The sequence below is a fragment of the Streptomyces sp. NPDC048254 genome (assembly GCF_043201895.1).
Lineage (GTDB): Bacteria > Actinomycetota > Actinomycetes > Streptomycetales > Streptomycetaceae > Streptomyces.
In genome coordinates this window covers 155302-180461 of sequence record NZ_JBICZJ010000021.1, presented here as the reverse complement: position 1 = coordinate 180461, position 25160 = coordinate 155302, and the positions used below count along the sequence as shown (strand labels likewise).

Below are 25160 nucleotides of genomic sequence, written 5' to 3'. Positions count from 1 at the left end.
TCTCCGATGTCTGCTGTGTGCTCATGCGGCGACCGCCTGTGGGTTGAGCCAGCCGATGGCGAGGTCGAGCAGGAGATTCAGTCCGACCACGATGAGGGTGAAGTACACCGCCACTCCCTGGATGACCGGAATGTCGCCGCTGGACGCGGCCGTGACCGCCGCGCTGCCCAGGCCGGGCAGGCCGAAGAGTTCCTCGATCACCACAGCCGATCCGAGGAGTCCGATCAGGTTGTTCCCCGCCACGGTCAGGACCGTGACGGAGATGTGCCGCAGAGCGTGCTTGAACAGGATCGAGCGCTCGCTGACGCCGTTGGCCCGCAGATTCCGTACGAAGTCCCGGCTCAGCACGTCGGCGAACTGCTCGCGCGTCTGCTTGGCGATCACCGTGACCAGGGCGAAGGCCAGGGCGGCCACCGGCAGTACCAGCGAGCGCGCCCAGTCACCGGCGGACGTCCCGAAGAACACGTATCCGTTGGCGGGCAGCAGGCCGAACCGGGTGTTGAAGATCCAGATGCCCAGCAGACCGACCCAGAAGGCGGGGATGGTCATGCCGGCGATGGAGGCGCTGTCCGCGGCGAGCCGCGTGGTGCGGCCACCCCGGGCGCTGGCCATGCCCAGTACGACTCCGACGACCAGCGCGAGGAGGGTGGTCGCGATCACCAGGGAGAGCGTCACTCCGAGCCGGGTGTCGAGGGCACCCGAAACCGACTCGTTGCTGCTGATCGACCGCCCGAGGTCGCCGTGGACCGCGTCCTTCAGCCAGGCCCAGTAGCGCTCCCAGACCGGCTGGTCGAGGTGGAGGCGGTGCCGCAGCGCGGCGATCGCCTGGGGTGAGGCGGTCAGACCTCCGATGGACCGGGCGGCGTCACCCGGAATGAACAACTGGAGGAAGAAGGTGAGGGCCGAGACGAAGAGCAGCAACGGCACAGCCTGCACGATCCGCATTCCGCTGGTACGCCACATGACGTGATGCCTTTCTGGTTGGGGTCACTTGGCGGCGTACAGGGACGTCAGATCCGGCGTGAGGTTCGTGGTCGAGAGGTCGACGCCCTTCAGGCCGGGCCGTACGTAGACGATCTTCTCCATGGAGACCATCGGGATCGTCCAGGACAGGTCGGACAGGCGCTGTTCGAACTTCTGCCAGCCCTGCTCCTGGAGCTGGGCGGTCGGCGCGGAGGCCGCCTGGCCGTAGAGCGTGTCGAGCTGCTTGTCGTTGACCTTGAGCGGGTTGCCCCAGCTGTACAGGAGATCGTTGCCCTGGGCGTACGGCGGGGCGATTCCGGCGCCGTAGTCGAACATCATCCCCGCGTACTTCGCGTAGGTGGAGAAGAGCTCGTTCACGTTCGCCGGGACGTTGATCTTGACGTTGATGCCGATGTTCGCCATCTCCGCGGCGAAGGCCTCCGCGGCCTGGGACTCTCCGACGCCCGTGAGGTTCACGGTGATGGGCAGGGTGAAGCCGTTGGGGTAACCGGCCTCCGCCAGAAGCTTCTTGGCCTTGGCGACGTCGTAGGCGTACTTTCCTTCGCTGCCCTGGGTGTAGCCGCTCGTGTCGGCGAGAACGGGATAGTCCCAGCCCTTGGCGTACGTGCCGTACAGGGCCTTGGCGATCGAGTCCCGGTTGATGCCGTACATCATGGCCTGCCGTACCCGCAGGTCGCCCAGGGCCTTGACCATGGTGCCCGCCCGGTCCTGGATCATCAGCTGCATGATCGAGTAGGGGCTCGAAAGGACCTGGAATCCGGCGGACTTCGCGGATTTCGCGGTCGTGGAGTCGCCGAGCGCGTAGTCGACCTCCCCGGAGCGGAAGGCGCTGAGCGTGGTGTTCTCGTCCTTGATGACCTTGACGACGACCTTCTTCCAGTGCACTCGCGACTTGTCGTAGTACGTGGGGTTGGGGACGTACGTATAGGTCTGGCCGGAGACGGTCCCCGACGCGTCGATCATGTACGGCCCGGCGCCGTGCGTGGTGGTCCCGAGTTCGCTCGTCTTCTCGAGGCCGGTGGGGCTGATGATCTCCCCGGTTGTCGGTCTGGAGAGATAGAGCGGCATCAGCGGATCGGACGTCTTGAGGTGGAGGCGGAGCTTGAGAGGGGAGAGGACGTCGATCGATCCCACGGGGGCCAGGTCGGCCGCCAGTGGACCGCCGGCCTTGGCGTAGTACTGAAGCGATTTCTTCACGCCGTCGGCGGTGAGTGCGGAGCCGTCGTTGAATTTCACGCCCGACCGCAGGGTGATGTCGAAGGTCTTGCTGTCGGAGCCGACGAAGCCCCATTTGGTCGCGAGGGCAGGCGTGTACTTCCCGTTCGGGTCTTGGCGGATCAGCGTGTCGTACGCCAGCTCGAAGAAGTACTGCTGCGGGTCGGAGGAACCGCCCAGAGCCGGGTTGAGGCTGTTGGGCGCGATCGCCGAGGCGACCGTCAGGACGTTCGGGTCCTGGGCTTTCGCGGTGCCGGACGAAGCGCTGTTTCCACCACCGCACGCGGTGGTCAGGAGCGCGAGCCCGGCGGCACCGGCCGTGACTGTGAGAGTAAGACGCGAGCGTGTCATCTGAACCTCCGGCGTTGAGGCAGCGAATGGGAACGCGGGGTTCACCGGGCGTGGGGAAGGAGGCCACCGTCATGGTGGACGCTCCGTGGTGTGGGTCCGCGCGAGGTTGAGGACGGCAGGACGGTCTCTGAGTGGGTGGGTGTCCGGAAAGCCGCAGGCATGTCCCGGCTGGATGCGGAACATCCGAGCCGTGTTCGTGTGGACTGCCTCCGCCGACGGGTGGCGCGGACGCGGCACGTTGAGTAGGGGCCGGACTCCTGAGGCCGGTGTTCGTGGTACTGCACCCAGTGCTGCGAGGACGCTGCTCAGTCGACTCTTGTGGAGGTCGGCCTGAGTAAGGCGTGGGGCGCGACGGGTGCGGTCGGTGCTTTCGCGGCGGTATGACGCATGAAGCCGCCTCTCAGCGGAGCCCCTGAAATCGAGTTCGCTCATTATTCGGCCAACCGGTCCGATCCCCGAACCGAGGTAGTCCGCTGAGCGGACCGCCGGCCAGATCAGGCGCGACTCCCCCGGGCACGTCCGCTCACTGATCGCTCATCGCGGTGACGGTTCTGGTGATGCGCCGGCCCGCCATGTCCAGGCAGCCGACCTTCCAGGACTTCAGCGGACAGCGGGACTGACCGCCCGACGTCACGCCTTCAGGCTCGGCAACGCCGACAAGGACCCGCTACCAGCCGACCGTCAACCCGGCCGAGCAGGCCGCACTCCCCTACGCCTAGCCGCCTGCCCAGACCAGCCCATCACCCTCGCCCGCTGTTGGGCCACTGGCCGCCGGTACCGTTGGATGAGTCAGCGGTGGCCATCGCCGTGGTCGCGGTACTCCCCGCCGCGACAGTGGCCCCAAGCGACCTCGTCGACAAGGCGGTAGGGGTCTGTCCCGCCCGCCCGTTAAACCACGACACTCCGCCGTTCACCCCGATCCCCCGAAGCGCTGCTCACGAGGGGCCTCCAGACCATGCCCCTTTTGGGCCAATATATCGAGACGCACGCCTCGTGGCCCTGTTTCGATGAGTGATGGCCAGCGGACGCTCGCAGCGCCGCCGCACCCGCTCTGACCGGTCCGCGGTGCATTGCGCGAGCCGTTCTCCTCCTCCGCGAAGGGACGTCTCCCTTTCATGCCCAACAACAAGCGCACTGCGTCGGCGCCGAGGAAATCGGCGTCCTCCCAGGACAAGCTGATCGACTCCTTGAAGCAGTACATCCGCACGCGCGGTCCGGACCTGCTCGCAGACCCCAACGTGTCGTCCGTCGGGATCGGGCACAAGCTCAAGAACGGCACCCGCGGGAAACAGATCGCCCTGCAATTCACGGTCGACAGGAAGGCCGAGCCGGAAGCCCTTGAGGCGCTGGGCACGACCCGGATACCGGAGACCGTCACGGTGGACGGGGTGGAGGTGCCGACCGACGTCATCGAACGCAGCTACCAGCCCCAGTTCCGCGTGGTCGCGGAGGCCGAGAAGCCGCAGCGGAAGACCCGTCTCAACCCCATCGTCCCCGGGGCCAGTGTCGGCGGTGAGACGGTCACGGCCGGCAGCATCGGCTGCATCGTGTTCGACAGGACCGACGGCACCCCGTACGTGCTCAGCAACTGGCACGTACTGCAAGGCCCGGACGGCCAGCTTGGCGAGGAAGTCGTCCAGCCCGGCCCGTTCGACGACAACCAGATCTCCCACAACCGCCTCGGCGTCCTGAAGCGGTCCCACCTCGGCCCGGCCGGCGACTGCGCCGTGGCCACCATCGAAGAGGGCCGGACCTTCGACCCCAAGATCATGGAACTTGACGTGGCACCCCAGGAGTTGGGGGAGGCGGCCCTGGGAGACAAAGTCGTCAAGAGTGGACGGACCACGGGCGTCACCCACGGGATCGTCCGCCGCATCCACACCCTGGCCAAGATCGACTACGGTGGCGACGTCGGTGAGAAGACCATCGGCTGTTTCGAGATCGGGCCCGACACCGAGCACCCGGCGGCAGACAAGCAGATCAGCAGCGGCGGTGACTCGGGTGCGATCTGGATGTTCAAGCAGAACGGCCGGGCAAGCAAGGTCATCGCCGGACTGCACTTCGGCGGCGAAAGCGCCGGCGACCCCGACGACCACGCGCTGGCCTGCGTCGCCGGCTCCGTCTTCGAGAAGCTCGACATCACCCTGCAGCAGCCCTCTCCCGAGGAGGTACAGCCCCTGCAGGGCTACAACCCGGACTTCCTCAGCGAGCAGATCGACATACCGCAGCTGACCGCGGAGATCAGCGGGGACGCCATACGCCTCAGTGGCTCCGAGGTCATCCCGTACACGCACTACTCGCTGGCCCTCAGCAAGAAGCGGCACTTCCCCTTCTGGGTGGGTTGGAACATCGACGGCGGGCGCCTCAAGAAGCTCAGCCGGTCCGGCATACCCTTCACCAAGGACCCGCGGCTTCCCGCGAACACGCAGGTCGGGAACGAACTGTACGAGGCCAACCGGCTCGACCGCGGCCACATAGCCCGCCGTGCGGACCTGATCTGGGGCAGCATGCCCGAGGCTCAGAAGGCGAACACCGATTCGTTCTTCTACACCAACATCACCCCGCAGATGGACGACTTCAACCAGAGCGCCAAGAGGGGCCTGTGGGGCGAGCTGGAGGACGCCATCTTCGCCGACGTCGACGTCGACGACCTCAAGGTGAGCGTCTTCGGAGGTCCGGTCCTCCAGGACGACGACCGCGTCTACCGGGACGTGAAGGTCCCCCGTGAGTTCTGGAAGGTCATCGCCTTCGTCGAGCGAGGCGAGTTGAAGGCCAAGGCGTTCTTGCTCACGCAGAACCTGGACCAGCTCGAAGCCCTGGACCTCGACGAGTTCCGCGTCTTCCAGGTCACCCTCGACGAGATCGAGGAACGAGTCCACATCCGCTTCCCCACCGCCCTTCACAAGGGCGACCACCTGCTCGTGCCGGAGGCGGTGGCTGAGCGCAGGCCATTGGACGACCTGGCCGACATCCACTGGGACTGACCGGACGGCCCGCCGGCGTGTCTCGTCGAGCAACAGCGCGCGGGACACGCCACCTCCTCACGGCTCAGGAACCACGGCACGCTCGTCTTCAACCTCGCCCCCTGCGGGACTACGCGCCCATCTGGACCCCGGTGAAACCCCGGGGCTCGAGATGCAAGGGAGCCGCGATTCCCATAATGTAATAATTGGACTCTTTTCGGGGTGTCTTCTCCCTCGTCGGGGAGGTTCGGCGGTAGTTCCCGTCACCGCAAGAATCACCGCACCGTCAGGAGACCTGATGGCCGCCCAGAAAACCCATCCTCGCGCTGTCTCGGTCTACGCGCTCGCCGGCATCCGGCTCTTCAACGGGGTCACCGGACTGCTCGCCCCCGACCTGCTCATCCGGCGCCTCGACCCCGATCGTGAGCCGCCCAGTCCGGCGGCGGTGTACGCCTTCCGGCTCTTCGGGATCCGTACGATCCTGCTCGGCCTCGATCTGCTGACCAACCGCGACGAGCGGTTGCGGGAGGACCTGCGCGACGGCGTCCTGATCCACGGCAGTGACACGGCGACGGCGGCCACGCTGGGCCTGAGCGGCCGGCTTCCCCCGCGTACCGCGGCGCTGACCACGCTCATCTCGGCCGCCAACACGGTCCTGGCCGCCACCTCGCTCGCCAACGCGGAGAAGGCGAAGCGGAAGTGACGGGAGGGCCCGGTGCCGATCCCCCGGCCGAGACGGGTTTCGACTACGTCGTCGTCGGCGCGGGGGCGGGCGGCGGACCGCTCGCGGCCAACCTCGCCGCCGCGGGCATGCGCACCCTGCTGCTCGAGGCGGGCGGCGCCCCGGAGAACGACAACTACCTGGTGCCCGCCTTCCACGCGGATGCCTCCGAGGACCCTGTCCAGTGCTGGAACTACTTCGTCCGGCACTACGCCGACGAGCCGCAGCAACAGCGCGACAGCAAACTCGTCCCGAACCGGGGCATCCTCTACCCGCGTGCCGGGACGGTCGGCGGCTGCACCGCGCACCACGCGCTGATCACCGTCTATCCGTACAACCGCGACTGGGACGCGATCGCGGAGGAGACCGGCGACGCGACGTGGCACAGCACGGCCATGCGCCGGTACTTCGAGCGGCTGGAACGCTGCACCTACCGGCCGAGGCCCAAGCAGCCACCCGCCAATCCGCTGCTGGCCGCGCTGCTGAAGGTCCTGCCCGGCACGGGAGCCCGCTACCGCAACGACGCACGCCACGGATTCGACGGCTGGCTGCCGACCGCCCTCGCCGACCCCCGACTGGCCGTCCAGGACGAACAGTTGCTGAAGGTCATCCTCTCGGCCGCGGAGGACGCCCTGGCCGACTTCCTCGACCGGCCGCTGTCCCCGCTGGAGGGGTTCGGCTCCTTCGTCGACCCCAACGACTGGCGGGCTCAGACGCGTGCCCTGCAAGGGCTCTGGCAGATCCCCCTGTCCACCGCGGACGGGCGGCGCAGCGCCGTACGCGAGCGGATCCAGGCCGTACAGCGATGCCATCCGGCCGGCCTGGTGGTCCGTACGAACGCTCTGGCGGCCCGGATCGTGCTGGACGGGAACGGAACCGCGGCCGGCGTCGACTATCTGGACGGAGCGCACGCCTACCGGGCCGACCCCGCGAACCGGCCGGACGCCGGGCCGCCGGTCCTGCGCAGGGTCCTCGCCTCCCATGAGGTGATCCTGGCCGCGGGTGCCTTCAACACCCCCCAACTGCTGATGCTTTCGGGCATCGGACCGCGTGAGGAGCTGCGGCGGCACGGCATCCCCGTACGGGTCGACCTCCAGGGTGTGGGCGCGAATCTCCAGGACCGGTACGAGGTCGGCGTGGTCAGCCGGATGGACCGCGAGTTCCCGGTCCTCAAGGACTGCGAGTTCCACGCGCCGCGACCCGGGACCGAACCGGACCACTGCTACCGGGCCTGGCGGCGCGGCGAAGGCCTGTACACGACCAACGGCGCCGTCGTCGGTGTCACCCGCAAGTCCTGTCCGGAGCTGGACGCACCCGACCTGTTCATCTTCGGCGGCCCCTTCGACTTCCGGGGCTACCGGCCCGGCTACTCGCTCGACCTGACACTCCACAAGGACCGTTTCACCTGGGCCGTCCTCAAGAGCCGCACCCACAACACCGGGGGCCGGGTGCGGCTGCGCTCCACCGACCCCCGTGACACCCCGCTGGTGAACTTCCACTACTTCGGCGAGGGCACGGACAAGGACGCCGTGGATCTCGACGCCATGGCCGGTGCCGTCGAGTTCGTGCGCCGGATGAACCGCAAGGCCGGCTCCGTGATCCTGGAGGAGCTGTGGCCCGGCAAGGAGATCGACGGCCGCGACGACGTCCGCCGTTTCGTGCAGGACGAGGCCTGGGGCCACCACGCGTCCTGCACCTGCCGGATGGGACGGCAGGACGATCCCTCGGCCGTCGTCGACAGCGAGTTCCGGGTGCGCGGAGTGGACCGCCTGCGGATCGTCGACGCCTCGGTCTTCCCCCGTATTCCGGGATTCTTCGTCGCCGCCCCCATCTACATGATCAGCGAGAAGGCGAGCGACGTGATCCTCGCAACCGCCCAAGGAGCAACCGCCCGAGGAGGACCGCCATGAGCAAGCAACGACGCGCCGCACGAGGTTCCGCGGCCGGATACCGTACGTCACTGCCCTGGCGGATCATCACCGCCGTCGCCCAAGCGGTGGACCGGCGCATCGGCTGGGACAGACTGCCCGTCATTCCGGGCCTGGTGACGCTGCTCGGACTGCGCGTCAGGCTTCGGCAGAAGAACCTCCACGACACCGGCCGGCTGCCCTCGGTCAACCTGCCCGACCCCGGACCCCCCTCCGAGACCCACAAGGTCGACCGGACCGCCGACGGCAGCCACAACGACCTCGACGAGCCTCGCATGGGCATGGCGGGCACCAGGTTCGGCCGGAACATCCCGCTGGACCGGATCGCACCGACCGCACCCGAGGACGTACTGTCCACGCCGAACCCGCGCGAGGTCAGCCGCGCCGTGCTCACCCGCGAGGGGCTCACCCCCGCCGAATCGGTCAACTCCCTGGTCGCCGCCTGGCTTCAGTTCATGGTCCGCGACTGGTTCAGCCACGGGACCAGCCCCACGGAACGGCCCTGGGAAGTCCCCCTCATGGACGACGACCCGTGGCCGGAACACCCCATGCGGATCATGCGGACCCCGGACGACCCGACCCGCGACCCGCAGGCGCCGGCCGGGACACCCGACACCCGCGTCAACGTGTCCTCCCACTGGTGGGACGCGTCGCAGATCTACGGGACGAACGAGACAGAGCAGCGCCTGCTGCGCGCCGGCAAGCTGGGCAAGTTGCATCTGTGGGACGACGAGCAGTCCCCGATCCCCTCGGACCCCTCCCGGGACCCCTCGCACGTCCCCGGCTTCTGGCTGGGCCTCGCCATGATGCACGACCTGTTCGCCCGTGAGCACAACGCGATCTGCGACCACCTGCACGGCGCGTACCCGTCCTGGAACGATGAGGAACTCTTCCAGCGCGCCCGGCTCGTCAACGCCGCGCTCCTCGCCAAGATCCACACCGTGGAGTGGACGCCTGCCGTGATCAGCCACCCCACCACCGTCAAGGCGCTGCGCGCCAACTGGTGGGGCATCGCGGGCGAGCGTGTCCACAACCTCTTCGGCCGGGTCAGCGACAGCGAGGTCGTCAGCGGCATCCCCGGCGGCGAAACGGACCACTACGGCGTCCCGTACTCCCTCACCGAGGAGTTCGTGGCCGTCTACCGCATGCACCCGCTCATCCGCGACGACTGGCACCTGCGCTCGGCCGCCGACGACAAGAGCCTGCGCCACTGCACCCTCCGCGACATCGCGGGCCCCGGGGCGCTGAAGGTCATGGAGACCACCGAGATGGCCGATCTGCTCTACAGCTTCGGCACGCTCCACCCCGGACTGGTCACCCTGCACAACTTCCCCAGGTTCCTGCAGGAGTTCGAGCGCCCCGACGGGCAACTGCAGGACCTCGCCGCCACCGACATCCTGCGCTCCCGGGAACTGGGCGTCCCCCGCTACAACGAGTTCCGGCGGCTACTGCGGCTGAAGCCCGCGGCGAACTTCCTGGAGTTGACGGAGAACCGGGCGTGGGCCGAGCAGATCCAGTGGCTCTACGACGGCGACATCGAGAAGGTCGACCTCATGGTCGGGCTGTACGCGGAGAAGCTGCCGGCCGGATTCGCCTTCAGCGACACGGCGTTCCGCATCTTCATCCTGATGGCCTCGCGCCGGCTGAACAGCGACCGCTTCTTCACCGAGTACTACACCCCCGAGGTGTACTCCAAGGCCGGCATGGCCTGGATCGACGACAACAGCATGATCACGGTGCTGCTGCGCCACCACCCGGAGCTGCGTACGGCTCTTTCGGGGCTGACGAACGCCTTCGTGCCGTGGCACACCGCCGCAGGGACGGTGATCTGACATGGCAGCGACGGACAGGTTCCGCGAGGAACGGGAGCGCCAGGTCGCGGCGGCCGCCGCGCGGTACGACGAGACCGGCGACGAGCGGCGGGCGGTCGAGGAGCAGCAGGACGCCGGGGTCGCCTTCCCGGATTCGGAGGAGGCACTCGCGGCGCGCGCGGCCCGGCTGCTCGACCGGCAGGCGGTGCCCGCCGCCATGGCGGTGGCGGCCGTCCGGGCGGAACCGCTGGCCGCGACCGCCGCGTACGAACGCATCCTCGGGGTGTCCAAGGACCTGCAGGCGTGGAGTTTCCTGCCGCGCGGCGCCCGCGCGGCACGTACCGTCGCCCGGATCTCGGTGCGGGAGAACGGCCGTGAGCTGCCTCTCGGCACCGGCTTCCTGGTGTCGCCGAGTCTGCTGATGACCAACCATCACGTGCTCACCGACGTGGAGGCCGCCCGGCAGTGCTTCGTGGAGTTCGACGCCCAGGTCACCGTCGACAACACGGCCCAGCCGCCGACGCGGCTGGAACTCGACCCGGACGGGTTCTTCGTCACGGACGAACGCCTCGACTTCGCCCTGGTGCTGGTCGCCCCCGGCCCGGACCCGCGGCCCCCTGGGGAGACGTTCGGCTGGAACCGGCTCAGCGCCCAGCCGGGAAAACTGGTGATCGGCGAGCCGGTCAACGTCATCGGCCATCCGATGGGGCGCCTGAAGGAGATCGCCGTACGCGACAACATGCTCCAGGTGCGCCTCGACGACTTCCTCCACTACAAGACGGACACCGAGCCGGGCAACTCGGGCTCTCCCGTCTTCAACGACCAGTGGGAGGTCGTCGCGCTCCACCACAGCGGGGTGCCCAGGACCGACGAACAGGGCCGTACCCTGCGCCGTGACGGACAGGTCTGGCAGCCCGGTGACGGCGACGACGCCATCGACTGGGTGTCCAACGAAGGTGTACGCGTCAGCTCCATCCTGAAGCACCTCGCAGCCCTGCCCCTCGCCTCCCGGCAGCGGGAGCTGCTGGCCGGGATGGGCCCGGAGTCGGGACTGCGCCTCGCGGAGGCCGTCGCCGGGCCGGTTGCGGCTCCGGCTCCCGCCGCCGGTCCGGTGACGGCCCCGGCTCCCGCCGTCGCGGCGCCGCGCCCGGCCGTCGAGAAGGCCACCACGCGTGCGGGCCTGCGCGCCCGGGACGGAGCGTTCGGCGGCACACGGCATCTGGTCTTCTTGCACGGTCGCTCCCAGGAGGGCAAGGACCCCGAGAAATTGCGCCGCGAATGGGCGGCCGGACTCAACCAGGGGCTCGTCCGCGCCGGGCTCCCTCCGGTCGACCCGGCGGACGTCTGGTTCCCGTACTACGGCGACCGGTTGGTGCAGTCCCTGACCGTGCACGAGGCCGTTCCCCACCTCACTGAGGCGCCGACCGCCAGGGCGGCGGAGGCGGTCGCACCCGCCACCGCCACCGCCCGCGCGGTGTACGAGGAGATCATCGGCGAGGCGGCCTCGAAGTGGGACATGCCGCCGGAGGGCCGGCTGGCCACCGAACGGATCGGCCTGGACGACGTGGTCGGGACCCTGCACAAGCGGCTGGGCTGGCTGGCCGCCAGGAGCGACCTCGATGCCTGGGCCATCGCCCTGGTCTTCCGAGACGTGGCCGCCTACCTGGACGACCGGCGCATCCGGGACGAGGTCCTGGACTGTGTACTGGAGACGATGCCGGACGCCGGGGAAGTGGTGCTCGTCAGCCACAGCCTCGGCACGGTCGTCGGCCTGGATCTCGTCACCCGGCTGTCCCCCGGAGTGAACTTCGTCCATCTGACCACGGCGGGCAGTCCCCTCGGCCTGGACAGCGTGTACAGCAGGCTCCTCGTCGGCGGGCCGAAGCGTCCGGACATCGTGGCGGACTGGCTCAACGCATGGTGCCCGACCGACGCGGTGGCCATCGGATGCCCGCTGGTCGACGACTGGGCGGACGGGCTGTCCGACCTCGCCGTCGTCAACGCCCGCGACCGGGCGCACAGCATCGTCGAGTACCTCGCCCACGCCGAGGTCGCCCGGTCGATCGGCGGCCACCTCGGCGACTGACACGTTCCGATGAGGAAGAGCGCACGAGGCTCGCGGGTCTGAGTCCTGGGTCAGTCGGCCAGGCTGTCCGTGCGGGGCAGGGTGGCCAGGACCGAGGCGTACATGCGTGCCTCGATGGTGCCGAGGGTGTCGCCGGCCTTGCTCAGCTGTGTCTCGGCGATCGCCACGGCCGTGGAGCGCACGGCATCCTCGGCGACCGCCCGGTCGACGAGGCCCACGGCCGCGGCATCCGCCCCACCGTAGCGGCGAGCGGTGACCATGGCCTCGTGCGCGGTCTGCGGCGCCAGGCGAGACCGGATCAGGGCGGGCGCACATGCCGGGCGTGAAGGGATCTTGATGTCGGCCTCGGGCAGACACCAGAAGCCGCGGTCCGCACGCGTGACACGGAAGTCGTGCGCCAGGGAGAGCATCGCACCGGCGGCGAAGGTGTGCCCCTGCAGGGCGGCCACGGTGATCACCGGCGTGGACAGCACGCGCGCGAAGAGTTGTGGACAGAGGTGGTGTAGCTCTCATGCTGGTCGGGGTGGGCGCTCAACCACTCCAGGTCCAGACCGTCGGAGTAGAACTTGCCCGTCGCGGCGGTCACCAGGGCCCGTGGCCCGTCTGCCTTGTCCACCTCGTCCAGGGCGGTGTCGACGGCGGTGAGCCAGTCGGGGTGGAAGCGATTCTCACCGTCTCCGAGATCGAGTACGAAGACGTTTTCCTGCCGGTGGAGGGTAGGCATGCGCTGCTCCCGGGTGTAATGCCGACTTCACGGCGAAATCGGACTCGATGACTCCACCCTGCGGGCTTCCCGCGCGGGACGGAATCACCGAATCGCGGCCACCGGTATGACCGCAGCGGTCAAACCCGTGCCCGCGGTCACCTTCGGCGAGGGCGCCGGACACCAGTGTCCCCGTGGCCCAGACGCCCGTGGCGAGCAGTGACGTCCCGACGTCGGCCCCTTGTCCCGTGCGCTCGCGGCGGTAGAGGGCGGTCGTGATCGCCGCGTAGATGGCGATCGCCGTCGTGTAGTCGCCGCTGCCCCAGACCGGCACGGTCGGCGGGGCGCCCGCGTCGCGGGTGGAGGCCAGCAGGCCGCTGCGCGACCAGAAGGCGGTCAGGTCGAAGCCCGGCTGCCGGGCGTCGGGGCCGGTGTCCCCGAAGCCGGTGAGGTCGGCGTAGACGACCCGCGGGTTCCAGCCGGAGACCTCCTCGTAGCCGAGGTGCAGCTTCTCGCGGGTGCCGTGCGGGAAGTTGGTGATCACAGGTCCAGCACCATGCCCCGCTTGTTGTGATTGGCCAGGTGCCAGCTGTCGGAGAGCACGGTCGCCGCGGCCGGTCCCGCGATGAACGAGGACGCGTCGAGGACCTTCAGGCCGGTGAAGACGGATGCGGTGGTCACGGTCGTCACCCCACGAAGGCGCTGTGGCCGGTGATGGACTTGCCGACGATGAGCGTCTGCATCTGGTGGGTGCCGATCAGTTCCTGAGGCAGCTCGGCCTTGCTCCAGGCGTCGTTGACCAGCGGCTTGGCCTCATCACGCATGAACGTACGGGCCTTGAGCAGCATCTTGCGCTCCTCGTCCGGCAGGAGCGACTCGTACAGGTAGAAGTCGGCGGCGAGCTGGTCGTCCAGCTGAGCAACGGGTGCGGCGGCGGTGGTCATCTCAGTTCTCCTTCTCGTTGAGGTTCTTGTCTCCCGGCGTTCGACGACGGGGCGTGCGGCCGACGGCGGTGTAGAAGTCGGCAGCCGAAGGCGTCCTGGACACGCACTTCCGTGGTGCTCATGACTGTGTTTCTCCTGGTGTTTCGTTGAGGCTCAGCGGGTTGCTGCCAGCTCGGCGAGGACCTCCGCGGTGTCCTGGCCCGGCACGGGAGCCAGCCGGCGGATCGTGGCGGGGGTGGCGGAGAACTTCACCGGGATCCCGGTGGTGCGGACCGGACCCTCGGTCCGGTGCACGACCGTCTCGATCAGGTGGCCCTCGCGGACGTAGGGATCCTCGTGCGCGTGGTCCAGCTCCAGCACCGGCCCCATCGCGACGCTGTGCTTCGCGCGGGTTTCGGCCCACTCGGCCGTCGTCAGGGCCGGGGCGCACTCGTCGACCAGAACGGACAGGTCGTCGGCGTCCAGCGGGTCGACGACGGCGCCGTTGACCCGTGGGTCCGCGACCAGGCCGGGACGGCCGGCGGCGGCGAAGAGGTCGCGGTAGTTCTGCGGGTTGGACGGGATCAGGGCGGCCACGCCGTCCTTGGTGCGTCGCGGTGTGTGGTGCTCCGCCAGCGACCGCGGGTAGCCCGTGGATCCCGATGGCGGCTCGAACGTGTGCCCGGCGAGATGCTCGACCAGGTTGAAGGCGATCATCGTGTCGGTCATCGGGATCTCGATCCGCTGACCGTGGCCGGTCTGGTTCCGGTGCACCAGGGCGGCGAGCGCACCGTAGGCGATGGTCAGGCCGCAGATCTTGTCGGCGAGGATGGTCGGCAGGTAGCGCGGCGTGCCCAGCGTGCGGTTGACGATGTCCACCAGCCCGGAGGCGGCCTGCACGGTCTCGTCATAGGCGGCGATGTCGGCCCGGTCCGAGTCGCTGCGGTAGCCCGCTGCCTGCGCGTAGACGAGGCCGGGGTTGGCTGCGGCGAGGTCTTCGTAGGTCAGGCCCAGTCGGGCGAGCGCGCGGGGGCGCATGTTGGTGATCAGCACATCGGCGGTGTGGATGAGCTGCACGGCCTGGGCGTGCTCGCTGTCGTCCTTCAGACAGGACGGGCAGCCGTTCCAGCGGCGGGTCGCTGATGGGTAGATGGACCAGCGCGAACGGGAGTCTGCCCTCGCGCACACCGACGACCAGGGCCTTGGAGCTGCCGGGCCAGCGCAGGAGCTCGCACGTCTCACTGACGCGCTCGGCGAGCGTGTCGACGAGCGACCTGAGTACGGGGTGCACTCCGGGAGGAATGCCCACGAACATGGTGCCGCGCTCGGCCCGGCTCACCTCGCGGAGCCGCCACGGAATGGAGTTGATCTCATCCAGTACGTTCCGGGCGATCGGCGGCAGCGCCTCGCCCGCGGGCGTGAGCGAGACGCGATGGGTGTCGCGCTCGAACAGACCCTGGTCGAGCTCCCGCTCGAGGTCCCTGATCCGCTGACTCAGTGGCGAGGTGGCCATGTGCAGTCGGCGGGCCGCCGCGGAGAAGTTCAGCTCCTCGGCAACTGCCACGAAATATCGCAAATGGAACATCTCCACCCAGTCACGTCACCCCCTGCCGCCGACCCGTTTCCGGGAGGGGCTCGCTGACGCAACCACCCGCCCCCCGGAGCCGGGCGGGTCTGCGGCGCGCTCGCCGATCAGGCGGATACGAGGTGGTTGTAGCGGCTTCGGAAGAACAGCAGGGGTGACGCCGCGCTGTCGGCGTCGAGGTCGTCGACGCGTCCGATGACTATGTAGTGGTCACCGGCGTCGTGCACGGCTTCGATCGTGCAGCCGATCCAGGCGACGACGCCGTCGACGACCGGGTCTCCGTGTGGCCCGGGGTGCCAGGTCACCTCGGCGAACTTGTCGCCTCCCGACACCGACAGAGCGCGGCAGATCCCCTCCTGGTCGGCGGCGAGGACGTTCACGCAGAAGGTGCCGCGCTCGGCGATGACCGGGAACGTCGACGATGTCCTGCCGGGCAGGAACGCCACGAGCGGCGGGTCGAGTGAGACCGAGGTGAAGGACGCGACGGTCATACCGACCGGCCTGCCCTGGGCGTCACGCGAAGTAATGGCGGTGATGCCGCTGGGGAAGTGCCCGAGGACGCTCCGAAAGCGCGCGGCGTCAGGGCCCGGACGCCGAGATTCGAGTGATGTAAGCATGCTGGTATTTTATAAGCATGCTTACTCTCATGCAAGCATGCTGATACTCCGGCCGCCAGGCCATATGCTGCATGGGTGACAAGCGAACTCCCCTACATCAACCCGTTCGACGACGGTCGGTCGCCGGCTGGAGCCACCGCCGGCATGGACGAGGCGTCCTCGATGATCGACGCTGTCTTTCGGTTCGAGCGGGCGGTCACCAGGATCGGCAACACGCGACTGCGTCCATGGAAGATGACGCTGTCCAGCTACACCGCGCTGCGGATCCTGGCCAATCAGCCTCATCTCAGCCTGGCTCAGCTGTCACGCCGCTGCTACGCGCGTCCCCAGACCATGACGCGGATCGTCACCCAGCTGGAGAACCGCGGCTTCGTGGCCCGTGACGCACATCCGGAGAGCGAGCGGGCGCTCTCGCTCCAGGTCACCGAGGCAGGCATGACCGCCTTGGGCGAGATGAGCGACGAGGTCCTCAAGATCAGCGACACGCTGAACACCATGCTCGGGCGGGACGACATCGTCGCCGCCGACCGCCGCCTGCGGGAGGCCGCACTCGCGGTGGAGAACGAACTCCGGGACATGGACCGCCGCGAGGACTAGGGCCCGTCCAGCGGATCGTGCCGCAGACGCGGGGTCTGGCACCGCCGCTTTCCCGCGACTTGATCCGCCGGACAGGCCCCAGGCGCTGACCGGCCGGACCGCGCCTGGCCGGCGTGTCGTGGACGACGGCCCACCTCCGCGATTCCGGCTCCGGCAGCGTCAGCTCGTCAACTTGAGCTCGGAGATGCGGAATTCGCGCTCTTCAGGCCGGGTGAGGCGCCGGCCTGGTCTCGGTCGCGGCAGTGCGTCCGGCCGCACGGCCGAACACCGCGGCGCGCATGAGGGCCGCGCCACCCGGATAGTCGCCGTAGAACAGACCACCGACAGCCTCGCCGGCCGCGTACAGACCGGGCACCGGCACCCCGTCCGGGTCGAGTGCCCGCCCGTCCGGGTCGATCCGGATGCCGCCGAACGTGAAGGTGAGCCCCGCGACGGCGTGGTAGGCGACGAACGGCGGCCGGTCGAGGGGCGAGGCCCAGTGCGACTTGGCCGGCGTGATGTCGGCCGTGCCGCGGTCCTCGCTCGTGTCGTCGCCGGGCGGGCAGGCGTCGTTGAACGTCGCGAGCGTGCGCACCAACCGGCCGGTGGGCACCCCGATCCGCTCGGCGAGCTCCGGGACCGTGTCCGCGACGATGGGCACCGCCGAGCCGGCGAACTCATCAGCCACCCGAGCCGCGGTCCGCTGGTCGAAGATCTCGAAGGCCTCGCACCCGGGCTGACGCATGATCGCCTTGCCCATCTTCGAGTAGTTCCTGACCCATGGGCCGGGGCCCTCGTCGACGAACCGCTCGCCGTCACGGTTGACAAGGACGCCGAGCCAGAAGCCGTGCAGCGGGAACGGCGGTGCGGCCGCGCTGCTCTCCGGTGCGGGCATGGTCGGGTCGACCGCGGCCGAATGGCAGCGCGACCAGCTCCCGGCTCTGTCCGCCCCGGCGCGAAGTGCGGCCTGGATCCCGTCACCCGTGGCAAGGCGGGTGCCACGCAGGCGCACCGTCTCCCACTGCGGCCCGAGATGCTCGCGGCGCAGGTCACGGCTGGCCTGGAAGCCGCCGGTGGCGACGACCACGGCGTCGGCGGGCAGAGTCCGGCCGCCGTCGCCGACCGCGACACCCGAGACCGTGCCGTCGCTGTGCAACACCTCCGCCAGCGGCGTGGACCAGCGGATCTCGACGCCGATCCGTTCCGCGTGCGCGAGCAGTGGCCGGATCACCTCGAACCCGCGCGACATTCCCTCGCCGGTGCACGTCAGGACCTGACCGGGTGGAATGTGCAGGACACCGTCGCGGACCTCGGCCCCCAGCGTGCGGTTGAAGGTGAACCGGACGCCTTTCGAGGCCAGCCATCGGACCGTGTCCAACGACCGTTCGGCGAGCGTGTCGACCAGTCGCGGCTCGGCTCGGCCGCTGCTCATCGCCATCAGTTCGGCCGCGAACGCCTGACGGGTGTAGGGCGGTGCCTCGATCCGGTCGGCCTTCATGCCCGGCTCGAAGTCGTGCGTGATCGACGTCAGATCGTCCGGTCCGTCATAGCGGAACAGAAACAGCCCGCCGGAAAACGCGGCGTTCCCGCCGACGTCCCGGCGGCTTCCCTTTTCCAGCAGCACGACGCGGGCGCCTGCCTCGCGGGCGGAGACCGCCGCGGAGAGCCCGGTCAGACCGGCGCCGGCAACGACGATGGTGGGCATACGTGTTTTCGTCACTGCTCCTCCTTGACCCATGACACTGCGGAGTCATGTGTTGGCCGGCTGTCACCAGGTGAAAGCGAGGGGTGTGCCGGGCCGGGCCGTGCTCGGTACGCAACCGGTCTGCCGGACGAATCCCCTACCGGGCACGCCGACCTCGCCGGCGAGCCAATTGGCCGCATCGATCAGGCCGGACAGGTCGATACCGGTGTCCACCCCGGACAGGTGGAGGAGTTGCACGGCGTCCTCGGTGCACATGCCGCCGCCGTGACTGCCGGGCATGGCCGGGTGGCCGCCACTGCCGGCGAGGGAGGTGTCGATGGCGTGGATACCGAGTTCGAGGAGCGGGAGCAGCGCGGCCAGGCCCATGCCGCGGTCGTCGTGGATCTGCACGGTCAGGTTCCCGGGCGGCACGTGCGCGAGCGCGGCGGTGACGAGTTCGTGGATCTGGGGCGGTGCCGCGTAACCGGAGGAATCCGCGAGGATCCAGTGGTCCACTCCGATGTCGAGAAGTCGCCGGGCCAGCGGCTGGAGTTCCTCGCCGCCACGGGCGGGGCCGGTCGGCCCACCCCAGGCGAAGATGACGTAGGTGCCGAGCACGACGTCCTGGTCCGCGGCGAAGGCGGCCATGCGCTCCAGTTCGCGCAACGAGTCGGCGGTGGACCGTCCGGTGTTGGCGCGGGCGAACTCCTCGTCGGCGGAGAGCAGGAAGGACGCCGTGTCGGCCCCCGCGTCGACCGCGCGGGCGAGCCCGCGCGTGTTGCCGACGCAGCAGCCGAGGCTGAGCCCGGGAACTCGTGGCACCCGGGCGAACACCTCCTCGGCGTCGGCCAGGCCCGGAATGAGGTCGGGCCGGACGAAGGAGGACAGTTCGAAGGCCCGCACGCCGGCGTCGATGAGCCGCCGTACGAGTTCGATCTTCACTTCGGTCGGGACCGTGTGGTTCTGGAAGGTCAACCGGGGCGCGATCTCGCGGATGCGTACCGTGTCGGGTAGGGACATGGTGGTTCCTCAGGTGTGGCGGGTGGGTCGCAGGCCCGCGGAGAGCGCGTCCCAGGCGTCGGTACGGCCCTGGTCACGCAGTCGGTGCTTGCGTACCTTGCCGTTCGGCGTGACGGGGAGCCGGTCGACGACGCGGTAGTAGCGGGGGACCAGGGGTAGGCGAGCAGGACCGACTCGACCTCGTGGGAGGAGATGTTCTCCCCCCGGCGGCGCAACGCGTCCTTCTTGCGGTCGACGAAGTAGAAGTAGCCGTCTTCGTCCGTGTAAGCCAGGTCGCCGGTGTGCCACCACAGATCCTTCATGGTCGCGAGCGTCGCCTCGGGATCGCGGTGGTAGCCGGAGAACATGATGTCCGCCAGGCGGGGCCGGTACACGATCTCCCCGGCCTGGCCGGGAGCGGCACGGTTGCCGGACTCGTCGTGGATCTCCAGGACGGACGATGCGGTGGGCAGGCCCAGCGAGCCGACCTTCCGGGCGCTGAGCGGGTTGTAGAGAACGTTCTTGATCTCGGTGAGCCCGTAGCCCTCGACGATCTGCACGCCGAAGCGCTCCTCGAAGGGATACAGCACCTGGGGCGGGGCGGGCGCGGCGAACACCTTCGTCACCTGGTGGTCGGGGTCGCGGTCGGACGGGGGCCGCGCCAGGAGCACCGGCAGCATGGAACCCAGCGCGTTGAACTGGGTGACCCGGTGGGTGCGCAGCTCGTCCCAGAACCTGCTGGCGCTGAACCGGCTCCCGAGGACCACGGTCGCCCCCGCGTAGAAGCCGTGCAGGGTGATGTTGATCTGCGCGGCGCCGTGGAACAGCGGTAGGCACGTGTAGAGCCGCTCCTCGGCGGCCGTGGCCATCTGTGTCGCGCACTCGCGGCCGGCGACCAGATGCATCAGGTGCGACTGCACCACGCCCTTGCTCCGCCCGGTGGTGCCGGACGTGAGCATGATCGCGACGGGGTCGCGCGGCGCGACGTGCGGGAGCTCTGTCACTGTGCTGCCGGCCGCGAGCAGATCGCTCCACGTCCGTACCGTCACCCCGGGTGGGACGCGGCCGGGCCGGTCGGAACCGAGCAGCACGACGGTTTCGAGGGTGGGCGGTACGTCCGGCAGGTCGGCGACGAGTTCCAGCAGGGCCGCATCGGTGACCAGCACGCGCACGCCGGTGCTGCGGAGTGCGTGGTCGAGGAAGGGGCCCTTGTAGGCGATGTTGATCGGGACTTCGACGAGCCCGGCGCGGGCCGCTCCGAGCCAGGTGAGCAGGTATTCGGGCCGGTTGGGCAGGAAGACACCGACTGAGCTGCCCGGGGCCGCGCCTGTCGACACAAGACCGCGCGCCATGTCGGTGACCGACCCGTCGAGGGCGCTGTAGGTCAGCACGGTGTCTTCGAAGACGAGGGCCGGCTTGTCCGGATGTGCCGCGGCGCGGGCGGCGAGGAGGCCGCCGACGGTGCCGTCGGCCAGATCGGAGAAGTCCTCAGGGCCTCGGGCGCGGTGGTCCGGAACGACGGTTGCCGTCATGCCAGCTCCTTCTTGGCACGGGCGAGAAAGCCCTCCAGCGACGGGTCCCAGGCCGCTTCGGCGCCCGTCGTGACGAGAAACGCGTCGACCCCGAGCTCCTGGTACCTGCGGAGGGTGTCCAGGACGCGCTCCTCGGTGCCGACCAGCGCCTGGGAGTTGGCGAAGCCGCCCAGGAGCTTGGTGAGCCCGGTCCAGAAGCAGTCGTCGTGCAACTCGTCGCCGGTGAGCGCGAGGGCCCGTTGCCGTCCGACGGAGGTGTCCGTCGACGAGGAGCGCAGGAAGGTCGTACTGCCGGCGGCCTCGGCGATCTGCCGCTCGACGGCACGGGCCTGGGCCCAGGCGTCGTCGTCGGTGTCGCCGATGAACAGGCGCAGGCTCAGCGAGAACCGCATCGGGCGGTGGTGGCGCTCGGCGGCCGCGGTGACCCGGTCGATGCGCTCCTTCGTACCGGCGAACGGTTCGCCCCAGAGCATGTACAGGTCGGCGTGCCGGGCGCCGAAGTCCACGGCGTCGTCGCTCTCACCGCCCATGAAGATCGGTACCTGCCCCTGCACCGGCTTGGTTTGCAGCTTCACCGCCTCGGCGGTGAAGTACTCACCGTGGTGGTCGAACGGCTCGGTCTCCGTCCAGGCGCGGCGGACGACGTCGAGGTACTCGACCGCACGCCGGTAGCGTTCGGCCTTGGGCAGGTCGTCCGATTCGCGGCGCAGATCCTTGTCGGAGCCGCCCACGACCACATTGACGGCGAGCCGTCCGCGGGCCAGCACGTCAAGGGTGGCGAAGTAGCGCGCGGCGGCCACCGGCGCCATCACGCCGGGACGGTGCGCGACGATCGGCGAGAACCTCTCCGACGATGCCAGCGCGAAGGGCGCCGTGGCGTGGTTGTGCGGCCAGGTGGAGGAGTATCCGACGAGGACCCGGTCGATGGCCTTCGAGCGGTCCAGTTCCTGAACCCTGGAGATCATTCGGGCGGGGTCGGTTTCCCCGGCCTGAAGGGGCTGCAGCCCGGTGAAGAATTCGACCATGGCGTTCTCAGCTTTCTGCGTGGGATCCGTTACGGGACGGTGATTGGCGCGTGAGCCAGGCCTCGTGGCCGGCGAAATGGTGCGGCCGGCGTGTCCGCAGCTCGGCCCGGGAGGTGGCCAACGCCGCGCCTGCGAAGGCCATTTCGGCGGAGACCTCCCACTCCCTGCCGACGTGCCGTTCGATCCGTGCCAGCACCTGGAGGGGCCGCTCGACCGGAACCGGGCGGAGGTAGGAGACCGCCAACGACTTGGTGACCAGCCGCGGTTCGGCCCGCAGCGCGACCATGTTGAGTACGTCGTCGAAGACGGCGGCCGTCCAGCCGCCGTGCGCGACACCGGGCCCGCCGCGCCAGAACCGTGGACAGACGACGTCGAACAGCACCTCGTCGCCCTGCGTACCGCTGATCTCGACGCCCAGGCGGCAGGAGCCGTGCGGAGCGCAGCCGCCGCACAGGAGTCGGCCCGACGGGGACGGCTCGATCGCGAAGGCGTCGGGGTCCTCAGACATCTCCGGCCACCTGGCGCAGGGCCGCGAGCACCGCTTCGGGCACATCGATGGTGCCTCGGCGCAGTGCCTCGTTCCGGCAGGTCACCGAGCGGTCGAACGGCACCCGGACCGGGCCGTTGCCGTCGACGGGACGGGTGGCGCGGACCGTTTCGGCGAAGGCCGCGACCCTGCGTCGGTAGTCGTCCGCGTCGGTGAGCGTGCCGGGGTCGAACAGCACGATGAAGAAGCCGCAGTCCGAGACACCGGGCGGGTTCGCGGCCGCGCCGGTCATCATGCCGAGCAACTGGACGACCAGAGCGAGCCCGGAGCCCTTGTGGCCGCCCCACACGCCGAACGCGCCAGTGAGCGCGGCGGCCGGGTCGAGCGTCGGGACCCCGGCCGCGTCGTACGCGTGGCCGGACGGCAGCTTCTCCCCGAGCCGCGCCTTCAGCATCACCTCCCCGTACATCACGGCGGAGGTGCCGATGTCCCAGATGACCGGAGCCGAGGTGGCCGGGAAACCGAACGCGATCGGGTTGGTGCCGAACCGGGCCTCGGTGCCGCCGTGCGGGGCCACGACCGCCGGCCCGCTGCCCGCGATCATCCCGGCGAGCCCGGCTTGCGCGGCCTTCTCCAGGTAGTACGAGAACATGCCGGTGTACCAGGTGTTGCGCGCGCCGACGACTGCCACTCCCTGAGTGCGGGCCTTCGCCACGGCCAGCTCCAGCGCCCGCATGCCGACGAGGTAGCCGACCTGGTCGCCGCCGTCCACGGTGGCCGACACCGGTGTCTCGCCGACGACTTGGATCGGTCGCGGTGGCTCCTCGGTGGTGCGTATGCGCTCCGCTATGGACAGCGCGCGGGCGAGCCCGCCGAAGGACAGCCCGCGCAGTTCGCAGTCGAGCAGATGGTCGGCGATGGTCTCCGCGGCCCCGGCGGGATGCCCGCACGCGGTCATCGTCGCCACGGCGAGCGCACGGGCATCGGACAGGGTCAGAGTCGTCATGAGCCGGCCTCCACGGACAGGGACATGGGCGAGGGGGAGGACTGCAAGCGCTGGGCGGCCCGGCGGGTGAGCGCGAACGCGTCGATCGCGCTGAGCGAGGCCGAGCCGAACACCGTGAACGACGACAGCAGCGTGGTCGCAGGGCTCGGCGCAAGGGAGAAGACGTGTGCCGGCGCCCTGCCGCCCTTGGCTCCGCCTAGCGCCTGAGAACGTCTAAGCATGCTGATAACTTATAAGCGTACTTGGTCAAATGCAAGCATGCTGATATCCCTGAAGCGGAGGAAGCCGCACGCCGGGGTACCTACGACGGCAGGCCCGCGCGAGAGCTTCACACGGGCCCGCCATGCGCATCAGGAAAGAGGTCACATCACGGCGTCGGTCTGGAGCGGGCCAGCGGTGATGCGGAGCTCCCGGATGCGAACCGGCTCTTCCTGGTCGAGGTAGAAGATGTGCATGAACGGGGCGCGCACCACCCGGTCCGGCTCGCTCTTCTTGGCCATGGTCGCCTCGCCACGAAGCAGGCGGACGCCGTCGCCGGCGGCCCAGTACTCCAGGACCTCATGGGTGATGTTCAGCGGTGCGTCGATCTTGACGAAGAACGCCTTGATGGCCTCGGCCCCGTGAATGCGTGCGGTGCCGAAGTACATGTCGGTATCCTCGATCACCGGTGCGAAGCCCTCATCGAAGTCCAGGGTGTCGATGGCTTCCATGAACTTCAGGACCCAGTCGGGTACGGCAGTCGCGCGTGCGGTGTCTGTCATGGTGGTGGTCTCCTGTTCAGGCCGCGGCGGGCAGGGCGGCGAGGAACGCGTCGATCTCGGCGTCGACGGCCTCCGGGTTCTCGCGCGCGGCGAGGTGGGCCGTGTGCTGCTCCGCGTCACATCGGAGTGATCAGCGAGGCCCGTCCTCGGCGGGTACCGGCCGCAGGGCGGAAGCCTCGACCGGCCGATGACAGCTGCTGCACGCGAGGTAGGGGTCGGTCGGGTTCCCGCACTCCGTGTGCACCAACAAGTGATGCGTGGCGTCGTCGTCCGCCGCGTTGGCCTCGGCCCACCGCGTGATGGTCACGATGGCGGGGACGACGAGTTCGCGGGCGCTGTCGGTGAGCTGGTACTCGTACCACGGCTTGTCCGGCCGGTAGGCGTGCTTGGTGAGCAGGCCCAGCTCGGTGAGGCTGTTGAGCCGCGCGGTGAGGATGTTGGCCGAGATGCCGAGGGCCCGCTTGAGTTCACCGAACCGGCCGACACCGAAGAACACCTCCCGCAGGATCTGGTAGTTCCAGCGCTCGGAGATCGCGGCCAGGAACTCCTGCCCATGCTGGAAGGTGACGTGACTCGTACGTTCGGACACGGCTTCTCCTCGTCGAATACCCGTTGTAGTATTGAATTGCAAGTAGTTCCCCAATGTTACTAGTGAACCTTGCACCTGGCACCCACCCACAGGGAAGCCCCCAGTGAAGGGGGAAGCCCGTCCGACAGCCCGCGAGGTCTGCGGTGCCTCCTTCTCGACGGTCCGGGCGGCCCGCCGGCAGACCGCATGAGCGACTACCGGGACCGGGCGCCGCTCGCCCTCGCCGCGCCGGCCGCGACGCCGAGTTGCGCGCCACGCACCTGCCCGACATCCGGTCCCCGGCACGGATCGCAACCGTGTCGAAGTCTCCGCCGGAGAGGCTGGACGCCGTGCCGAGTCCGCCAAACGGCACGGCATGGAGGGGCACAGCATGAAGGCCCGGGTCCTGGTCTCGCCGACACGCTGGTTCCTGCCCGAGACGCCGCCGACGACTCGGCCATCCGCTACACGCGCGTATGTGTGCGCCGAGACCAGGGCGAGGAGTGGGCGGCGGCCCGACCAGGGGCCGGCCCGCACGTGGGCACGGTCAGCGAGGACCGGTTCGGACGGCCAGCGAAGCGGGAGGTTCCATGACTCCGCACATGTTCACGTACTGTGCCCGCGATCACGCCCGG

Annotated in this window: 23 protein-coding genes and 2 pseudogenes; 7 read left to right on the top strand and 18 right to left on the bottom strand. The window is 69.3% G+C overall.

The genetic code is table 11. The annotated features are described in order from the left end of the window. Positions 1 to 21 precede the first annotated feature (21 nt). On the bottom strand, positions 22 to 963 hold the full coding sequence (locus ACGFZQ_RS42330) for an ABC transporter permease (RefSeq protein WP_393844916.1): 942 nt from the start codon (positions 961 to 963) through the stop codon (positions 22 to 24). Positions 964 to 987: 24 nt separating this feature from the next. Next, the gene (locus ACGFZQ_RS42325; RefSeq protein ID WP_393844915.1) at positions 988 to 2550 is read right to left on the bottom strand and encodes an ABC transporter substrate-binding protein; all 1563 of its coding nucleotides are present in this window, start codon (positions 2548 to 2550) and stop codon (positions 988 to 990) included. A gap of 1115 nt (positions 2551 to 3665) precedes the next feature. Between ACGFZQ_RS42325 and ACGFZQ_RS42320 the strand changes: the two genes are divergently transcribed. From ACGFZQ_RS42320 to ACGFZQ_RS42300, 5 genes are all read left to right on the top strand, one after another. Beyond that, positions 3666 to 5534, top strand: a complete 1869-nt coding sequence (locus tag ACGFZQ_RS42320) for a DNA/RNA non-specific endonuclease (RefSeq protein ID WP_393844914.1) — start codon at positions 3666 to 3668, stop codon at positions 5532 to 5534. A 277-nt stretch (positions 5535 to 5811) separates the two neighbouring features. Next, positions 5812 to 6216 (top strand): hypothetical protein, encoded by a 405-nt coding sequence (locus ACGFZQ_RS42315; RefSeq protein ID WP_393844913.1) that lies wholly within the window; start codon positions 5812 to 5814, stop codon positions 6214 to 6216. Next, on the top strand, positions 6213 to 8144 hold the full coding sequence (locus tag ACGFZQ_RS42310) for a GMC family oxidoreductase (protein ID WP_393844912.1): 1932 nt from the start codon (positions 6213 to 6215) through the stop codon (positions 8142 to 8144). The genes ACGFZQ_RS42315 and ACGFZQ_RS42310 overlap by 4 nt, the downstream gene beginning before the upstream one ends. Beyond that, positions 8141 to 9994 carry a peroxidase family protein gene (locus tag ACGFZQ_RS42305; RefSeq protein ID WP_393844911.1) on the top strand — a complete coding sequence of 618 codons (1854 nt, stop codon included), beginning with the start codon at positions 8141 to 8143 and terminating at the stop codon, positions 9992 to 9994. Before ACGFZQ_RS42310 ends, ACGFZQ_RS42305 begins: the two co-directional genes overlap by 4 nt. A gap of 1 nt (position 9995) precedes the next feature. Further along, a complete protein-coding gene (locus tag ACGFZQ_RS42300) occupies positions 9996 to 12059 on the top strand; it encodes a trypsin-like serine peptidase (RefSeq protein WP_393844910.1) in 2064 nt (687 codons plus the stop codon). Between the two features lie 50 nt (positions 12060 to 12109). On the opposite strand, the pseudogene ACGFZQ_RS42295 reads toward ACGFZQ_RS42300, so the two are convergent. From ACGFZQ_RS42295 to ACGFZQ_RS42265, 7 genes and pseudogenes are all read right to left on the bottom strand, one after another. After that, positions 12110 to 12783 (bottom strand): annotated as a pseudogene (locus ACGFZQ_RS42295) (enoyl-CoA hydratase-related protein). Then, complete coding sequence (locus tag ACGFZQ_RS42290; protein WP_393844909.1) at positions 12728 to 13306, bottom strand: CoA transferase; 579 nt, start codon at positions 13304 to 13306, stop codon at positions 12728 to 12730. Before ACGFZQ_RS42290 ends, ACGFZQ_RS42295 begins: the two are co-directional and overlap by 56 nt. Beyond that, positions 13303 to 13443: a hypothetical protein gene (locus ACGFZQ_RS42285; protein ID WP_393844908.1), complete on the bottom strand. Its 141-nt coding sequence runs from the start codon at positions 13441 to 13443 to the stop codon at positions 13303 to 13305. The genes ACGFZQ_RS42290 and ACGFZQ_RS42285 overlap by 4 nt, the downstream gene beginning before the upstream one ends. Before the next feature lie 5 nt (positions 13444 to 13448). Then, a complete protein-coding gene (locus tag ACGFZQ_RS42280; RefSeq protein ID WP_393844907.1) occupies positions 13449 to 13706 on the bottom strand; it encodes a hypothetical protein in 258 nt (85 codons plus the stop codon). Positions 13707 to 13859: 153 nt separating this feature from the next. Then, positions 13860 to 14873, bottom strand: a complete 1014-nt coding sequence (locus tag ACGFZQ_RS42275) for a CaiB/BaiF CoA transferase family protein (RefSeq protein ID WP_393844906.1) — start codon at positions 14871 to 14873, stop codon at positions 13860 to 13862. Positions 14874 to 15102: 229 nt separating this feature from the next. Then, positions 15103 to 15270 (bottom strand): annotated as a pseudogene (locus ACGFZQ_RS42270) (LysR family transcriptional regulator); the annotation flags it as partial. A gap of 107 nt (positions 15271 to 15377) precedes the next feature. Further along, the gene (locus ACGFZQ_RS42265; protein ID WP_393844905.1) at positions 15378 to 15887 is read right to left on the bottom strand and encodes a flavin reductase family protein; all 510 of its coding nucleotides are present in this window, start codon (positions 15885 to 15887) and stop codon (positions 15378 to 15380) included. 75 nt (positions 15888 to 15962) lie between these two features. Here ACGFZQ_RS42265 and ACGFZQ_RS42260 point away from each other — a divergent pair, with 75 nt between their 5' ends. Next, a complete protein-coding gene (locus tag ACGFZQ_RS42260; protein WP_393844904.1) occupies positions 15963 to 16484 on the top strand; it encodes a MarR family winged helix-turn-helix transcriptional regulator in 522 nt (173 codons plus the stop codon). 202 nt (positions 16485 to 16686) lie between these two features. Here the strand turns inward: ACGFZQ_RS42260 and tcuA are convergent, their stop codons facing one another. From tcuA to ACGFZQ_RS42220, 8 genes are all read right to left on the bottom strand, one after another. Continuing rightward, positions 16687 to 18183 carry an FAD-dependent tricarballylate dehydrogenase TcuA gene (tcuA, locus tag ACGFZQ_RS42255; protein WP_393844903.1) on the bottom strand — a complete coding sequence of 499 codons (1497 nt, stop codon included), beginning with the start codon at positions 18181 to 18183 and terminating at the stop codon, positions 16687 to 16689. A gap of 48 nt (positions 18184 to 18231) precedes the next feature. Next, positions 18232 to 19167, bottom strand: coding sequence for a pyruvate carboxyltransferase (locus tag ACGFZQ_RS42250; protein WP_393844902.1), 936 nt, complete (start codon positions 19165 to 19167; stop codon positions 18232 to 18234). Next, positions 19119 to 20678, bottom strand: coding sequence for an AMP-binding protein (locus ACGFZQ_RS42245; protein ID WP_393844901.1), 1560 nt, complete (start codon positions 20676 to 20678; stop codon positions 19119 to 19121). The genes ACGFZQ_RS42250 and ACGFZQ_RS42245 overlap by 49 nt, the downstream gene beginning before the upstream one ends. Further along, entirely contained in the window at positions 20675 to 21703 is a 1029-nt protein-coding gene (locus ACGFZQ_RS42240) for an LLM class flavin-dependent oxidoreductase (RefSeq protein WP_393844900.1), read from the bottom strand. Before ACGFZQ_RS42240 ends, ACGFZQ_RS42245 begins: the two co-directional genes overlap by 4 nt. Positions 21704 to 21710: 7 nt before the next feature. After that, entirely contained in the window at positions 21711 to 22211 is a 501-nt protein-coding gene (locus tag ACGFZQ_RS42235) for a PaaI family thioesterase (protein ID WP_393844899.1), read from the bottom strand. Continuing rightward, a complete protein-coding gene (locus ACGFZQ_RS42230) occupies positions 22204 to 23196 on the bottom strand; it encodes an Ldh family oxidoreductase (RefSeq protein ID WP_393844898.1) in 993 nt (330 codons plus the stop codon). Before ACGFZQ_RS42230 ends, ACGFZQ_RS42235 begins: the two co-directional genes overlap by 8 nt. Next, a complete protein-coding gene (locus ACGFZQ_RS42225) occupies positions 23193 to 23417 on the bottom strand; it encodes a hypothetical protein (protein ID WP_393844897.1) in 225 nt (74 codons plus the stop codon). The genes ACGFZQ_RS42230 and ACGFZQ_RS42225 overlap by 4 nt, the downstream gene beginning before the upstream one ends. Before the next feature lie 141 nt (positions 23418 to 23558). Continuing rightward, entirely contained in the window at positions 23559 to 23957 is a 399-nt protein-coding gene (locus ACGFZQ_RS42220) for a nuclear transport factor 2 family protein (RefSeq protein WP_393844896.1), read from the bottom strand. On the opposite strand from ACGFZQ_RS42220, the gene ACGFZQ_RS42215 reads away from it, so the two are divergent. After that, positions 23956 to 24087 (top strand): hypothetical protein, encoded by a 132-nt coding sequence (locus ACGFZQ_RS42215; RefSeq protein WP_393844895.1) that lies wholly within the window; start codon positions 23956 to 23958, stop codon positions 24085 to 24087. The two genes, ACGFZQ_RS42220 and ACGFZQ_RS42215, sit on opposite strands and share 2 nt — an antisense overlap. Here ACGFZQ_RS42215 and ACGFZQ_RS42210 read toward each other — a convergent pair whose 3' ends face one another. Beyond that, entirely contained in the window at positions 24088 to 24546 is a 459-nt protein-coding gene (locus ACGFZQ_RS42210; protein ID WP_393844894.1) for a winged helix-turn-helix transcriptional regulator, read from the bottom strand. Positions 24547 to 25160 lie beyond the last annotated feature (614 nt).